Origin of the sequence: Nostoc sp. JL34 (assembly GCF_017114945.1) — a bacterium.
In the GTDB taxonomy this organism is placed as follows: Bacteria; Cyanobacteriota; Cyanobacteriia; order Cyanobacteriales; family Nostocaceae; genus Nostoc.
The window spans coordinates 1-13701 of record NZ_JABXKQ010000166.1; the positions used below are offsets into that span (position 1 = coordinate 1).

General features: G+C 41.8%; 13 protein-coding genes, 1 tRNA gene and 2 pseudogenes. 7 read left to right on the plus strand and 9 right to left on the minus strand.

Annotation, left to right across the window (positions count from 1 at the left end; genetic code table 11):
• Positions 1 to 320: class II fructose-bisphosphate aldolase (locus HWQ44_RS30105; protein WP_292725635.1), on the plus strand; the 320-nt coding region annotated here is incomplete at its 5' end.
• A gap of 270 nt (positions 321 to 590) precedes the next feature.
• Here the strand turns inward: HWQ44_RS30105 and HWQ44_RS30110 are convergent.
• Together HWQ44_RS30110 and HWQ44_RS30115 are read right to left on the minus strand one after the other, a co-directional pair.
• On the minus strand, positions 591 to 1403 hold the full coding sequence (locus tag HWQ44_RS30110) for a carbon-nitrogen hydrolase family protein (protein ID WP_292725637.1): 813 nt from the start codon (positions 1401 to 1403) through the stop codon (positions 591 to 593).
• 456 nt (positions 1404 to 1859) lie between these two features.
• Positions 1860 to 2118: pseudogene (locus HWQ44_RS30115) on the minus strand (ABC transporter ATP-binding protein/permease); the annotation flags it as partial.
• A gap of 341 nt (positions 2119 to 2459) precedes the next feature.
• Here HWQ44_RS30115 and HWQ44_RS30120 point away from each other — a divergent pair.
• Positions 2460 to 2540: pseudogene (locus HWQ44_RS30120) on the plus strand (MarC family protein); the annotation flags it as partial.
• A 148-nt stretch (positions 2541 to 2688) separates the two neighbouring features.
• On the opposite strand, the gene trxA reads toward HWQ44_RS30120, so the two are convergent.
• The 5 genes from trxA to HWQ44_RS30145 all read right to left on the minus strand — a co-directional run bounded on the left by trxA (position 2689) and on the right by HWQ44_RS30145 (position 7181).
• Complete coding sequence (trxA, locus tag HWQ44_RS30125; protein WP_181932131.1) at positions 2689 to 3012, minus strand: thioredoxin; 324 nt, start codon at positions 3010 to 3012, stop codon at positions 2689 to 2691.
• A gap of 396 nt (positions 3013 to 3408) precedes the next feature.
• Positions 3409 to 4572, minus strand: a complete 1164-nt coding sequence (locus tag HWQ44_RS30130; RefSeq protein ID WP_292725641.1) for a GuaB3 family IMP dehydrogenase-related protein — start codon at positions 4570 to 4572, stop codon at positions 3409 to 3411.
• A gap of 470 nt (positions 4573 to 5042) precedes the next feature.
• Positions 5043 to 5573 carry a YdcF family protein gene (locus HWQ44_RS30135; RefSeq protein ID WP_292725643.1) on the minus strand — a complete coding sequence of 177 codons (531 nt, stop codon included), beginning with the start codon at positions 5571 to 5573 and terminating at the stop codon, positions 5043 to 5045.
• 403 nt (positions 5574 to 5976) lie between these two features.
• A tRNA-Arg gene (locus tag HWQ44_RS30140) sits at positions 5977 to 6050 on the minus strand.
• 33 nt (positions 6051 to 6083) lie between these two features.
• Positions 6084 to 7181, minus strand: coding sequence for a tocopherol cyclase family protein (locus HWQ44_RS30145; protein ID WP_292725645.1), 1098 nt, complete (start codon positions 7179 to 7181; stop codon positions 6084 to 6086).
• A gap of 29 nt (positions 7182 to 7210) precedes the next feature.
• On the opposite strand from HWQ44_RS30145, the gene HWQ44_RS30150 reads away from it, so the two are divergent.
• From HWQ44_RS30150 to HWQ44_RS30160, 3 genes are all read left to right on the plus strand, one after another.
• Complete coding sequence (locus HWQ44_RS30150) at positions 7211 to 7822, plus strand: DnaJ domain-containing protein (RefSeq protein WP_292725647.1); 612 nt, start codon at positions 7211 to 7213, stop codon at positions 7820 to 7822.
• A gap of 112 nt (positions 7823 to 7934) precedes the next feature.
• The gene (locus HWQ44_RS30155) at positions 7935 to 8105 is read left to right on the plus strand and encodes a DnaJ domain-containing protein (protein ID WP_292725649.1); all 171 of its coding nucleotides are present in this window, start codon (positions 7935 to 7937) and stop codon (positions 8103 to 8105) included.
• A 298-nt stretch (positions 8106 to 8403) separates the two neighbouring features.
• On the plus strand, positions 8404 to 9168 hold the full coding sequence (locus HWQ44_RS30160; protein ID WP_292725651.1) for a hypothetical protein: 765 nt from the start codon (positions 8404 to 8406) through the stop codon (positions 9166 to 9168).
• A 620-nt stretch (positions 9169 to 9788) separates the two neighbouring features.
• Here HWQ44_RS30160 and HWQ44_RS30165 read toward each other — a convergent pair.
• Together HWQ44_RS30165 and HWQ44_RS30170 are read right to left on the minus strand one after the other, a co-directional pair.
• Positions 9789 to 10622 (minus strand): metallophosphoesterase, encoded by an 834-nt coding sequence (locus HWQ44_RS30165; protein ID WP_292725653.1) that lies wholly within the window; start codon positions 10620 to 10622, stop codon positions 9789 to 9791.
• A 187-nt stretch (positions 10623 to 10809) separates the two neighbouring features.
• Positions 10810 to 11640: a metallophosphoesterase gene (locus HWQ44_RS30170; RefSeq protein ID WP_292725655.1), complete on the minus strand. Its 831-nt coding sequence runs from the start codon at positions 11638 to 11640 to the stop codon at positions 10810 to 10812.
• A 284-nt stretch (positions 11641 to 11924) separates the two neighbouring features.
• Here HWQ44_RS30170 and HWQ44_RS30175 point away from each other — a divergent pair, with 284 nt between their 5' ends.
• Entirely contained in the window at positions 11925 to 13094 is a 1170-nt protein-coding gene (locus HWQ44_RS30175; RefSeq protein WP_292725657.1) for a DUF262 domain-containing protein, read from the plus strand.
• 24 nt (positions 13095 to 13118) lie between these two features.
• Positions 13119 to 13655 carry an MAE_28990/MAE_18760 family HEPN-like nuclease gene (locus HWQ44_RS30180; RefSeq protein ID WP_292725659.1) on the plus strand — a complete coding sequence of 179 codons (537 nt, stop codon included), beginning with the start codon at positions 13119 to 13121 and terminating at the stop codon, positions 13653 to 13655.
• Positions 13656 to 13701: the final 46 nt, after the last annotated feature.

Sequence of the window (13701 nt, forward strand, 5' to 3'; positions counted from 1 at the left end):
AAACCTACGGTGTACCTGTAGAAGAAATCCAAAAAGGTATTAAGAGTGGTGTACGGAAAGTAAATATCGACACCGATAACCGTTTGGCTATTACTGCTGCTGTACGTGAAGCTTTGGCTAAAAAACCAGAGGAGTTTGACCCCCGTCACTTCCTCAAGCCTTCTATTACATACATGCAGAAGGTTTGTGCTGAACGCTATCAGCAATTTGGCACAGCTGGCAATGCAAGCAAGATTAAGCAAATTTCTTTAGAAGATTTTGCTGCTAAGTATGCTAAGGGTGAACTCAACGTTGTTACCAAAGCAGCTGCTAAAGTTTAATTTTGACAGCAAGTAAATAGGGGCATAGTGTTGCTATGCTCCTAAAAAACTGAGGATCTTAATGTTGTCAGAAACCGGGTGTTTACCCGGTTTTTTGTTTTATTCATAAGGGCTGGGAATGGGGCATTGGGCATTGAAAAGGGGCAGAGGGGCGGGGTGCAGGGGGCGGAGGGGAAAACTCTTCTCCCTTCTCCCTTGCTCCCTGCTCCCTGCTCCCTGCTCCCTTGCTTCTTCCCTAGTCCCCAGTCCCCAGTCCCCAGTCCCCAGTCCCTAAAACACTCGATGCTGTAAAGAGGGCATTTGACGACGGACTTGTTCGAGCCTAGTAGGCTTGATTTCTGCGATCGCAATTCCTGGCTTTTCCCCAGCATCGGCTAAAATTACACCCCAAGGGTCGATAATAACAGCGTGACCGTGGGTTAGCCGGCGGCCGTAGTTATTACCTGTTTGGGCAGGAGCAATGACGTAGGCGGTATTTTCGATGGCTCTGGCTTGTAGTAGTACTTGCCAGTGGTCTTTGCCTGTAAAGGCGGTAAAGGCGGCGGGAATAAAGATAACATCGGCTCCCTTATCTGCCAGATGACGATACAGTTCAGGGAAGCGGACATCATAACAAATAGAAAGCCCTAAATTACCAAGTTTTTCTGAGAAATACACGGGCGGTAGTTGCGTACCAGCCACAACTGTGCTGGATTCACGATAGGTGTTGCCATCGGGGACATCAACATCAAATAGGTGTACTTTGTAGTAGCGGGCAAGTTCTTCACCGTTTGGGTCGATTAGTAGAGTGGTGTTATAAACTTTGCCTGTATTGTCTACGGGAACTGGAAAGCTGCCGCCCAAGATGGTAATTTGAAAGCGTTGAGCCATTTTTTTGAGAAATTTTTCACTTTCACGAGCGATCGCATCTCCTTGTGCGAGTTTATCTTTTTCTTCTCCCATATAGGAAAAGTTTTCTGGCAAACCTACCAATTCAGCACCTTGACGTACAGCAAGCTCTATTAATTCTTCTGCCTGTGCCAAATTTTTCTGTAGATCGGGCACACTGGTCAATTGAATAGCGGCGGCTAAATAAGACTTCATAGATTCAACAACAAACAGTTGATTTATGGAAGATAGATTATCAAAATATATCGCTACTTCAACATCTGTGGAATTTAATTAGAAATACATCAGCCAAGATTTTCTTTAACAAACTTGTTTTCTTGCTGATCTTAATCTTCTTCTGGGTTCTAGCAAACTGAGCAAGATTGTAATTGGGTTGTGATCAAACCCTGATAAAAGCTGTCTGGTGTGAATGTACTTGCTTTAAATGCCAAACCGAGTGAATCTGCCATCTGGTAGTGAACTTTATGGTGATTCAGCTTACATCGACCACATCATTGAGGATGACTTGGAACAAACAAGTTACATTTCTTTAAAAGTTATGCCGAAAAAGAACTCCAAGCATCAAAACCAGCCTTGGAATCAATGTATTAAACAACACACTCTGCATGATATCGAAACTGTGTTTAGTCCTCTTCGGCGACTACCATAACACTGTTCGCGCAAAGTTCCCAAAATGATATAAGGACGTTGGGGTAAGAATAAGACTTCTTCTAGAGGAGGTCGTACCAAACGACCAGTTCCCACATTCCACAAACCAGCGATCGCTCCTCGACCACTAGCCCCAACAATCAATAAACCTTCTCCAGGTTGAACAGACAATAGACTTGTCTTCGACAATTACCTGTTCATAGTTTGGCGTTTGTAAAGTGACATTCTCAAAAACGAAATGATTTTCTTCTATTGATTTAATATAGCAGTTGTCGATTGTATGAGAACACCAAAGTCTTTGCTGTCAAATCATTTCAGCAAAATTTTTGTATCTCACTGAACTGCACACCGCTATATAACAAGTTGAGATCAGTGATAACCCACAACTTGGGTTATTACAGAGCAACTAATACCATTTTAGATTTTGGATTGGGAATCGTTTTGGTGCGTCTGGCTTGGTATTAATTCATCTATCAACAATCATTTTTTAAATTGGGATCAATTTATTTATGGGGATTGTTAATTATTGAATATTAAATTTGCAGCGTACCCCTTCTCTGAAGCAAGCTACGCACAGCGTATTGGATGTAAAAAAGCGACGGAACTCAGCTTTTGGGTTTTCTGTTGGCGACCCTAGCGGTAGAAATTGGTAGTGTGAAAATTAGGGAGTTGTTTTTGAAGTAGAAAACTCCTAAAAATATTCTGAAACTGTATACAAATGTAAACAAGTTTGAGAGACTAGAAATTCGCACCTCTCAAACTTGTTTATAAAAATTAACCTAAAGTTAGAACAAAATGGATAACTCAAGAGGACTTTATTGCCGATTGAGTTTCAAAGATACTTTTCGAGAGTGGAAGCTAATGTAGTTTTAGGCACGGCGCCGACCACCATATCCACTTTTTGTCCACCCTTAAAAATCATTAATGTGGGAATGCTACGAATGCCGTACTGACTAGCAACATTAGGATTTTCATCCGTATTGACTTTTACGACCTTTATTTGACCTTTGTACTGTTCGGAGATTTCATCGACAACAGGAGCTACCATACGGCATGGTCCGCACCAGGGTGCCCAAAAGTCAACTAAAACGGGTACATCGCTGTCGAGTACTTCTTGCTTGAAACTAGAATCGGTAACTTGTGCGGCTGCTGACATGCCTAAAACCTTCGCCAATAATATCTGAGCTTGGTGAAAATTCTACCATAGCAAAAACCTCAGCTTGGGAGTAGAGGATGTACATTTGCAAAGAAGCTCTAGAATTTATTTACAAACATAAGGAACCGCCCGAACAGTAGTCCGGGCGGAGTGTGGTGTGAGGAGTGAACGGAAACATGCGTCTCCGCTATTTCTATTGTAGGCGACATATCGGATTTTTCCAGCAATTGTTTAGGGGCCTGGAAAATTTATTCAAGAATTGGGGATTGGGGACTAGGGAAGAAGCAAGGGAGCAGGGAGCCGGGAGCAAGGGAGAAGAGTTTTCCCCTCCGCCCCCTGCACCCCGCCCCTCTGCCTCTTTTCAATGCCCCATGCCTCAGACCCCATGCCCCAATTCTATTTTCCCATACCTAATTGTTGAGCTTTTTGGTAAACTTTACCCTCAGTTAATAGGGAAGGCGCAATCACAACTTCCACTTGCTGCATTTCTTTAATATTTTTGGCTCCTAAGGTGCCCATGCTGGTCTTTAAGGCTCCTAAAAGATTGTGAGTGCCATCATCTAGTCCTGCTGGGCCAATGAGTATTTGCTCTAGGCTACCAGTGGTAGCAACGCGAATCCGGGTGCCACGAGGCAAGACTGGGCTGGGAGTCGCCATACCCCAATGATAACCTCGTCCTGGGGCTTCTGCGGCTCTGGCAAAGGGGGAACCAATCATCACACCATCGGCACCGCAGGCGATGCATTTACAAATGTCTCCACCAGTGATTAAACCGCCATCAGCAATAATGGGGATATAGTTGCCAGTTTCCTTGTAGTAATCATCTCGTGCTGCGGCACAATCTGCGATCGCAGTTGCCTGTGGGACACCCACACCCAAAACCCCACGAGAAGTACAAGCTGCACCAGGCCCAATTCCCACTAGTACCCCAGCCGCCCCAGCTTTCAACAAATTCAACGTGACTTCGTAAGTCACGCAATTCCCCAACACCACGGGAATGGGCATGGAACGGCAAAATTCTGCTAAATCAAGTGGTACTAAAGACTCTGGTGACAGATGTGCAGTAGAAACTACCGTAGCCTGGACAAAAAATAAATCTGCCCCAGCTTTTGCCACCGCTTCACCGTATTTACTTGCACCGGCTGGAGTCGCACTCACCGCCGCAATGCCACCTTGTTGTTTAATTTCCTGAATACGTTGTTCAATTAATTCCGGTTTTATTGGTTCAGCATAGAGTTCTTGCATCAGAGCAACAAATTCATCTTTCCCCACAGAGGCAATCCGATCTAATATTGGCTCTGGGTCAGCATAGCGAGTTTGAATCCCCTCTAAATTGAGGACACCTAATGCTCCTAACTGTGACAAAAGTACAGCCATACGAACATCTACTACGCCATCCATTGCACTGGCAATTATCGGGATTTCTCGCTCAATATTGCCAATCCGCCACTTAGTATCTGCCAAACTGGGGTCTAGTGTTCTGTTCCCAGGGGCTAGAGCAATTTCATCTATTCCGTAAGCTCTGCGAGCTGTTTTTCCCCGCCCAAGTTGAATTTCCACGCTTTAAATTTTCTCAAATCTGTTTAAGCTAGGGTATCAAATTGTGGGAGAACTTGGGGCCTTTTTTTCCTGAATTACACAGATAAACTTGAGTAGCCCAAGCCGCCACTCAAAATTCTGGTGGAATCAAAGTACGCACCAAGGAAGCAAATGAAGAAAAGTTGTTAATTGGTTTGTATATTGTGTTATTTGAAGGTTAGTGTTGAGCTATTTTTTCGACAATTGTATTTTGCATTTGTCTGTTATTACTGAGCTAACCTCAAGATTATTGGTATCATTTATTGGCATATGCATGAGATTGACTTAGGTCAATAAATGATACCAATTTGGAATAGTTTGTATTATTTTAAATGGAGCAACTTTCTGAATATGAAGATTTTCAATTCCAAAATCTCAAATCCGTCTTGAAAAGCGTTGAGCAGAGGAAACTTCTGCTCAACGCTTTTCGCAAAATCCAAAATGGGTATGATTTACCGTTTATTTTTTGCGGCATCCACACCAGTGTAACCAGTTGCTAACCAAATTATGGCTCTAGCTCCATCGCGAATAGATTTTTCGATAGATTCAGGGCGTTTTTCTGAAGGAACTGGCACTGGTTTTAAATAAATACCCCGACTACCCAAAATAATTTCGCCGATGACACAAGCCCTACGCATGTGGAAGTCTGAAGTAATCAAATAAATGCTCTTGATACCGCGAGCTTGCAAATCATCTACTAACGTAGTAAAATTAGTAACTGTATCTACTGCTTCATAATCCAAGTGTAAACGTTTAGGATCAACACCAGCTTTAGTAAACACTCGTTGCGTGAATGTACGTGGACTACCGCCTGTAATCCAAATAGGTATATTTGGATGCTCGCGAACGAATGTAGCTGTAAATTTCTCTCGCTCTAAATGTCTCGTTGAACCACCTAACACTACAACTGCTTGCGGCTGCACAAATTGGTTTTGTACTTCTTTGTATCCCCACCACACGATTAGCGGTAGGACAAAGGCCATAAAACGAAAAGATTTACTTGTAAAGAGTAGCTTATTCAAGGCTCAATAACTTAATTTACTTAGTCCAAAATTTTCTCTGATTAGAAAAAAACAATTGATAGTAGAGTAGCAAACTTCCAAAGAATCTGCCCAAATATAAATTTGGTTGATTTTCGTGTAACAGCGCCATTAAGCGTGCCTAAAGTTTTTCCTCTAATTGATGGATTATCCTAACCGATATCGGACGATTCATCAAAGGGTTATGACCACTTTATATAGCAGGTTTCAATTGTATGGAATACAGGAGCTAGTCGCGTGGGTGGATCTCCCGACTTGAGTGAACTGGCGTACCACTACTAGGGGCACAGCAATGCGTGACCCGATGAATTGTATATATATATATATGTTAATTGTCTAAATATAACGGGACTGGTGCGACTTGAACGCACGACCTGACGCTTAGGAGGCGTCCGCTCTATCCAACTGAGCTACAACCCCAACTGTGAAGCATATATAATTATAGCAGTAGTTTTAGCCAGATTGCCAAGAATTATCCCAAGAGCCGCCGCCTACTTCTAAACCACAAAGAAGACTTTCTGCTTTTAGGATTATTTTAGATTTTCTCCCATTTAGTTCTCGTAACTCTAAATTTAGTTTTCCTTGCATGGTGTCTCGGCAACAATATCTTAAACCTTCTGCTGTGGGCGCACGCAGAGGTGTACCAGGTAGATGGGTGGTTCCTGTCAATTCAATTTCATAACTGGAGTTACTAGCTTTCATTTGCCATCTACCCCAAGGCTGAATTTCCCACTCTACTTGCGAATTCCAGGGAACGAATTCATAAAACTTACCTTGATAGTGCAAGCCAATCATCGCTACAGATTCCATCCACCACAGCACACCCCGCCGTCCACCACCAGCAGTTAATGCTAAGTCGGGTTCGCCCTCAAAGCAATTACAGTTTATCCAAAACCATTTTTGGGGAAAAGCACCACCCCAATTTTTCTCTCCGTAGGCTGGGGCGTTGGTGAATTCGTAGATTTTGCCATTCCAATCAATCTTTCCACTGGCTAGACCGTGAGCCATCAAAATTTGCCATCCCGGTTCAAAAATCTGCAAGAATGATAGCCAGCCAGCAGTTGATTGCTGAATGCTATTTTGATTGCCCCAACCGTATACTGGTTGAATTTCATACTGCCAACGGCAATAATTATTGGTGGCGCGATCGCGAATTATTCCCTGATTCAAGGTGGCTGTGGCTTGATAGCCTTCTTGGATATGATGCTCAAACTCTGCTGAGAGCAAGTATAAAGGAGAAACTTGCAAATCCGTTTTACCCCAATGACCTAAACCCAGGACATCTCGACTACCCCAAAATTTGTTGATATCAGGAAAAGTACGGCATAAATACTCATCATCTGGGCCGAGGATTTGGGCTGCACCGCCGCTGTAAGGTTTACCGCCGATGGGGTCTTCAATGGAGTACATAAAGGCAAATGTTTGCCCAATTTCCGGTAGCGTGACGCGGTAATACCAGCCTTCAAAGAAGCGGCGACTACTACCATCCCAGTGATAACCAGAATGGGGCGTTTGGGTTGATTGGAGAAGATTTGTGGGAATAGTTAACATAGATTTAGATAGTTGCCGATTTTTTCAGTATGCGCGATGTCTTCGATATCAATGATGCTTATGAAATTCTTGGGCTAGAACCCGGTGCGTCTCAAGTACAGGTGAAGCGAACTTACCGTAAACTGGTGAAAATTTGGCATCCCGATCGCTTTGTTGATCAAAAGCAAAAACAGGAAGCTGAGGAAAAAATCAAATCAATCAACGCAGCTTACAACAGGCTCAAATCTGAAATTCTATCTGAGCCGCCTCCCATTCCTGAAAATCCATCTTCATCTTCGCCTAAAAATCCCCCAAAAATATCTGTCAATCGTTGGGATGCAGAAACTTTCTATACTTTAGGAGTAGAAAATGCTACACAAGGAAGATATGAGGATGCGATCGCAGATTTTACCCACGCAATTCGTCTCAACCCTCACTATGTTGACGCATATAAATATCGTGGGCTAGTTTGCTCGCAACTGGGATATGAATATAGAGCCGCTTCAGATTTAAATAAAGCTGCACAAATAGCAGAAGAGTCAAGAAATCCTGGCGCTGCACGGAGATCATACTCACCTAGATATGTATCAAGACCTAGACCTCTGGTAGAAAGATTTTGTCAGAGGATAAAAAGTTTCCTGCGGCTAAATCGGCGTTGGTGATAGGAGCGAATATAGTTTAAGACACTTCAGACGGCGACACCAAACTGGGAGTTAGACAATACTTGTACTTGGGAATACTAAGTGTAGTAAGATTTGCTGCTGATTTCTTAGTATGAGCGATCGCCTCGATATAAATCATGTTTACGATATCCTTGGGTTAAAACCAGGTGCATCTGCTGATGAGGTCAAGCAAGCTTACCGCCAGATGGCTAAAACTTGGCATCCAGATTGTTTTTTTGAACCGCAGCAAAAGCTAGAAGCAAACGAAAAATTAAAAATTTAGATGATTTCAGTAAATTCCTAGATTTTTTATCAAACCGTCATCTGACAGTTTAATAACATCTATCTTTGGGATACTCTTTCTCTTGATTAAGTATTAACTCCCTAAAGATTAAGCATTAACTCCCTGGAGATAGAGCCACTTGCCGATCGCAGAGGTTATCCTGATAATTACCAACAGTTGAGTAGCAAATCAAACCCAATATTAATCAGCAACATATATTTTTCAGTTCATTAAAACCTCTTGTTTTTACAAAGCTTTAGTTTGTCAATATCTTGTTTGAGGAGTGAAATCAACACCTATGTCTATTCCCAATGAACGCGAAATCAAAAACAGTGAAGTCAAGCACGAATCTTACACTGATATTAATGGTAATACTCACACTGACTTGACGCGAACCACTGAAACAGTCAAGAACAGCACAGCTAATCCCAACTCTTACACTAACGGTTACATACAAGGTCGAAATACTGAGCGTAGCAATCAGCAAGCAGATTTAGCCGAGCGTGACAATAATAATGCTAGTGGTGGTTTGCTGTTGGGTATTATCATTACTTCGCTGCTTGGTTTGGTTGTAGGTGGAGTGTGGTACTTCAACCAGCAGAATAACGCAGCAGTTAACAATGCTGTGCCGGTCGTGGTTCCTGTACCGAGTAAGAGTAATCCAACTCCCAGTGCATCTCCTCAACCACAAACGACGATAATCGAAAGAACTAGGGAAGTACCTGTACCTGTTGCTGTTCCTGTTCCACAACAGCAGGTTGTACCTCCATCTGCACCTCGCCAACCGAATATTAACATTACTATTCCACCCCAGCAGCCTGCGGCAGAAAAAGCACCTTCTGTAACCCAGCCAGCCCCTAAAGCGACACAAAGTCCGGCCACAAGTCCAACTACTAATACTCCGACTTCGCAAAACGATAGTTCTACTAATACTGTCGCTCCAAGTACGAAAAGTGATAGCTCTAAAACCACTCCACCTCAAGGAGTAGACCAGTCAAATAGTACATCTAATAGTGGTTCTTCGACCGCAGGTGATAGTGCTACAGGCGGTTCTGGTCAATAATAGCTTCTGAAATTTCAGCCCACTTGATAATGTTGGCATTCACGCCAACATCTAACAAGTCGGGCAATTTTTAAGCAATATTTCTAAATTGTTGCAATAAATTAATGGTATTCAAGTTTAGTAAAGGTGTCTTGTAGCTAAACAAACACAATGCTAGATTAAGACCAAGGTACAAACAGGTTAAAAGTTAAACAAAAACTTTCGAGTTAGAGCCTGTGCCTCCTGCTCTAACATTATTGCGATCGCTATGCTTGGTTGTGGCATCCATTGAATGTGTTTTTGCCTTAAGTTCAATGAGTTGTTTTGGAGGTTTTAGAACGCACAGCCAGAAAATGCTTGCCTAGTTGGAATATAAGAATGTGCAATTCTGAGTAGAGCGATGTCTACGACGGGCTACGCGAACGCAAATACTGTCCACCTTAGTTTGAGTTAGTTATTTCTGAATTCTCCTATCTTCAAGAAACCGCCCCAAGCTGCTGATATCTATCCATCGTAGCTTCAGGCGGTTTCTGCTTTGAGTGTTATGCATTTAAATTGCACACTGACTAGTTAGCGCTGTCATTTGTCTTTTGTCATTTGTTCTTTATTTTTTATTTAGACTAATAACCAATGACTAATGACTAATGACCAATTAAAGTAATTACAGTCACTTCTGGCGGACAAAATAAACGTCCTGGTTTATAAGTTCCTAAACCACGATTGACATATAGTTGATTTTCGTTCACCTGGTGAAATCCTTGTGCCCACTCCCAATATCGCACTACTTTCGAGCAGTCTCCCAAGAAAAATGTTACCCAACGCCGCAATTTTTTGGGGATTTGTTTGAGTAGCTTTTTATAATAGAGTACTACAGGGCCAATGCCCGGAATTACGATGTGACCACCGTGGGTATGACCAGATAGTTGCAAATCTACGCGCCATTGTTGCAATATCTTAGCTGTATCTGGGTTATGGGATAAAACGATGCGCGGTGTAACGGAGTCTAGTTGATTCATGACTGGTGCGGGGTAAAATTCTCGTGACCAATAATCAGCTAGTCCTACCAGTGGTAATTCTTTTCCTAGTGGATAGGCGATTTCATTCCAAAGCACATGTACCCCAATGCTAGTTAACGCCTGTGTAACTTCTACTTGAGAGTGGCTGTAATAGATATCATGGTTCCCAAGTACCGCGTAGATACCACAGCGACTTTGCAAATGTTTTAATCGAAGCACCAATTGGTGAATTGGCGTAGGATCGTCAGTTACGTAGTCACCAGTTAATAGAATTAAATCTGGTTCAGCTTCGTTAGTAAGTGCGATCGCTCTTTCTAGCATATCTTCCGACAGCCGCAAACCATCGTAGTGAAAATCTGACAACTGCACTAACGTTGTACCTTGTAAAGATGCAGGAAGTTCTGCAATCTTAACCGTTATTTTATCTACTCTTAAATGTCCTGTAAACAACCAATGCATAAGGCAACCGATACTCCTCATACCAGCGTTTACAGCTTACCAAAAATAAAAATGTAACTTGATAAAATGCAATAATTTATGTCATCTACTATAAATACAATTAATTCATTAATTTAAATTCAGTCAGGCACTCATTAGCTGGAATACCTGCTGTAATTGCATTCTTTTATTTTGAATTTTGAATTAGCTACTCACCTTCTAGGGTGATTATAGTAACTTCTGGGCGGCAAAATAAGCGTCCTGGGAGGTAAGTTCCCAAACCGCGATTGACATATAACTGATTTTTTCCTACCTGATGCAAGCCCTGTGCCCATTCCCAATGGCTGACTACAGAAACATTTACTTCCAAAAATGGGACTCGACGCCGCACTTGTTTGGGTATTTTCCCTACAAGCTTTTCATAAAACAACGCCACAGGGCCAATTCCGGGAATCACGATTTGACCACCGTGAGTATGACCAGATAATTGTAAATCGACTCGCCATGCTTGTAATATTTCCGCAGTATCTGGGTTGTGGGATAAAACGATGCAGGGTGTGTCAGGGTTTAGCTGATTCATAATTGGTGCGGGGTGGAATTCCCGTGACCAACTATCCGCCAGTCCAACAAGTGGCAATTCTTTTCCTAGTGGATAAGCAATTTCGTTCCAAAGGACGTGAATCCCAATGCTAGTAAGGGCATCTGTAACTTCTGCTTTTGCCTGTCTGTAATGTATATCGTGATTGCCAAGAATAGCATAGATACCACTGCGACTTTGCAGATGTTTGAGTCGAAGTACCAGTTGGTGAATTGGCGTCGGATCGTCAGTTACGTAGTCACCAGTTAATAAAATTAAATCTGGTTCAGCTTCGTTAGTAACTGCGATCGCTTTTTCTAGCATATCTTCCGACAGCCGCAAACCATCGTAGTGAAAATCTGACAACTGCACCAGCTTCTTACCTTGTAACGATGCAGGCAATCCTGCAATGTTAACCGTCAATTCTTCTGTACTCAACGGCCCAGATAACAACCAATGCATAAGATGTTCAATAAACTTTAATCATAGCGCTTACAGCTTAACTAAACATTGTCGGATTGTGTGTAGCGACCAGTGCAACTTATTGAAAATTTTATGAAAGCTGTAGATTTTATAGTATTTATACTTAAATAAGTCGGCGAGAAAAATTCAATCTATATAGCGCTAGTGCCTCTAAAGCTGCTTATAAAATCTAGTATCATAAAACTTTGTCGCATAAGAAAGCGCTAGGCTATATTCAGCTAGTCTAATATCGTATCATGCTGTCCTTGTAGAGGATGTAGTCAATGCAACTTGCACCAACTGAAGAACAGATGTGGGAAGCATCAGCCTTCCAGAACCGTATCCAAATGTCTGATAGTGAAATTAATGACAAGTATGAGTCTGGCGATCAAAGAATACTCACTGAAATGAACCGTGAAAAGCTTCCGAGTTTTGTCGAAGCACTAAAGAAGCCTGGGTATATGGATGTGCGCCCTTTTTACCAAAGAAGGGATCGGTGGGATGAAAAGATGCAATCACGACTTATCGAGTCATTTTTGATCAACATTCCTGTTCCTCCAATTGTTCTTTACGAGAAGGAGTTTAACTTTTATGAGGTAATGGATGGTCAACAGAGAATTACGGCCCTTCGGGATTTTTATGAAAATCGTCTCATATTAACTGGATTAGAACTTTGGCCAGAACTCAATAAACGTACTTATGCTACTCTTCCTACAAAAATTAGAGCAGGAATTGATCGTCGCTCTATATCATCTATAGTTCTGATTACAGAGTCAGCATCTAATCCTGAAGAAGCAATGCTTTTAAAACAGCTTGCTTTTGAGCGTTTAAACACTGGCGGTATTGCACTAAGTCAGCAGGAGGTACGTAACTGTTTGTATTATGGTAAGTTCAATCAGCTATTACTTGACCTGGCAACTAATTCTATATTTGCAGAGGCTTGGGAGATTCCCTTAGATAGTAAATTAAAACTAGTTCAAAATAATTTATACAAAAAAATGGAAGATGCCGAATTAGTCCTTCGCTTTTTTGCTTTACGCCATGTCAATGACTTCCGTAGAGGAATGGAGGGATTTCTTGACCTCTATATGATTAAGAGTTTGAAATTTTCTGATGAAGATATTGATATCCTAAAAAATATTTTTATCAAAACTGTAGATTTAGCACACAAAATCTATGCAGAAAATTTATTCAAGCCTTTTGATCCCAAGACTGAGACTTGGAAAGATAGTGCTTATAAAGCATATTATGATGCTGTTATGGTTGGATTGAGTAGACATTTAGATGAAGCTGATATTTTAGTCGAGCAGAAGCCAAGAGTAATCGAAGAGACAAAGAAGTTATTTATAGAAGATAAATCAAAGCTTTTTACAGGTGCTGGAAGAACCAAGGCTGATATCCAGAAAAGAATCCGATTGTTTGATGATATGCTCTCTCAAATCATCGCCGAGTAAAGAGCGATGTTTCAAAACATTTTAATGACAGTAACAGTTAATATTTCTACTGTTCGTTCCATTATCAAGACCAATGATCGGCTGAGAGAAATTTCATTTGGATCAGGTGCTGTAATAAAGCAAGAATGGCATGAGGGAAGCGAATTTATCCTCGGCACACTAATGCAGGATATTCCCAGAGTAAAAGAGTGGCGAGTTTACGATCACTGTGCTGTAGTAACACGCCTATACGCCATTTATGAGAGCTTTGTAGAAGACTTAGTTAGCGATTGGTTAGTCCTTCTGCCAGCATTGTTTCCACTGTATTCCGACCTGGAAGATAAAATCCGAAATACTCACCAGATAGGCGTTGGAAGATTGCTGCTTGATCTGAAGAAAAGCAGGTATGAACACCTCTCTCTTGAGGAAGTTATTCGTGGGTTATTTCATGGAGCTACTGATGAAAAAGATTATGAGATATTACCAGATGCATTTCTCTTCCATGAACAGAACTTACGTAGGGAACCATTAGAGAAAATGTTGACAGAAGCAGGTATACCAAATTCATGGAACCAGGGTTAGCGCGTCTCAAACCCTATTGACAGGGGGATTATGGCAGAGGTACTGA

Coding starts and splice junctions, on each gene's coding strand:
- HWQ44_RS30110 (WP_292725637.1), bottom strand. CDS start 1,403: ATGAAGTCTTATTTAGCCGCCGCTATTCAATTGACCAGTGTGCCCGAT.
- trxA (WP_181932131.1), bottom strand. CDS start 3,012: ATGTCAGCAGCCGCACAAGTTACCGATTCTAGTTTCAAGCAAGAAGTA.
- HWQ44_RS30135 (WP_292725643.1), bottom strand. CDS start 5,573: ATGGCCTTTGTCCTACCGCTAATCGTGTGGTGGGGATACAAAGAAGTA.
- HWQ44_RS30145 (WP_292725645.1), bottom strand. CDS start 7,181: ATGTTAACTATTCCCACAAATCTTCTCCAATCAACCCAAACGCCCCAT.
- HWQ44_RS30150 (WP_292725647.1), top strand. CDS start 7,211: ATGCGCGATGTCTTCGATATCAATGATGCTTATGAAATTCTTGGGCTA.
- HWQ44_RS30155 (WP_292725649.1), top strand. CDS start 7,935: ATGAGCGATCGCCTCGATATAAATCATGTTTACGATATCCTTGGGTTA.
- HWQ44_RS30160 (WP_292725651.1), top strand. CDS start 8,404: ATGTCTATTCCCAATGAACGCGAAATCAAAAACAGTGAAGTCAAGCAC.
- HWQ44_RS30165 (WP_292725653.1), bottom strand. CDS start 10,622: ATGCATTGGTTGTTTACAGGACATTTAAGAGTAGATAAAATAACGGTT.
- HWQ44_RS30170 (WP_292725655.1), bottom strand. CDS start 11,640: ATGCATTGGTTGTTATCTGGGCCGTTGAGTACAGAAGAATTGACGGTT.
- HWQ44_RS30175 (WP_292725657.1), top strand. CDS start 11,925: ATGCAACTTGCACCAACTGAAGAACAGATGTGGGAAGCATCAGCCTTC.
- HWQ44_RS30180 (WP_292725659.1), top strand. CDS start 13,119: ATGACAGTAACAGTTAATATTTCTACTGTTCGTTCCATTATCAAGACC.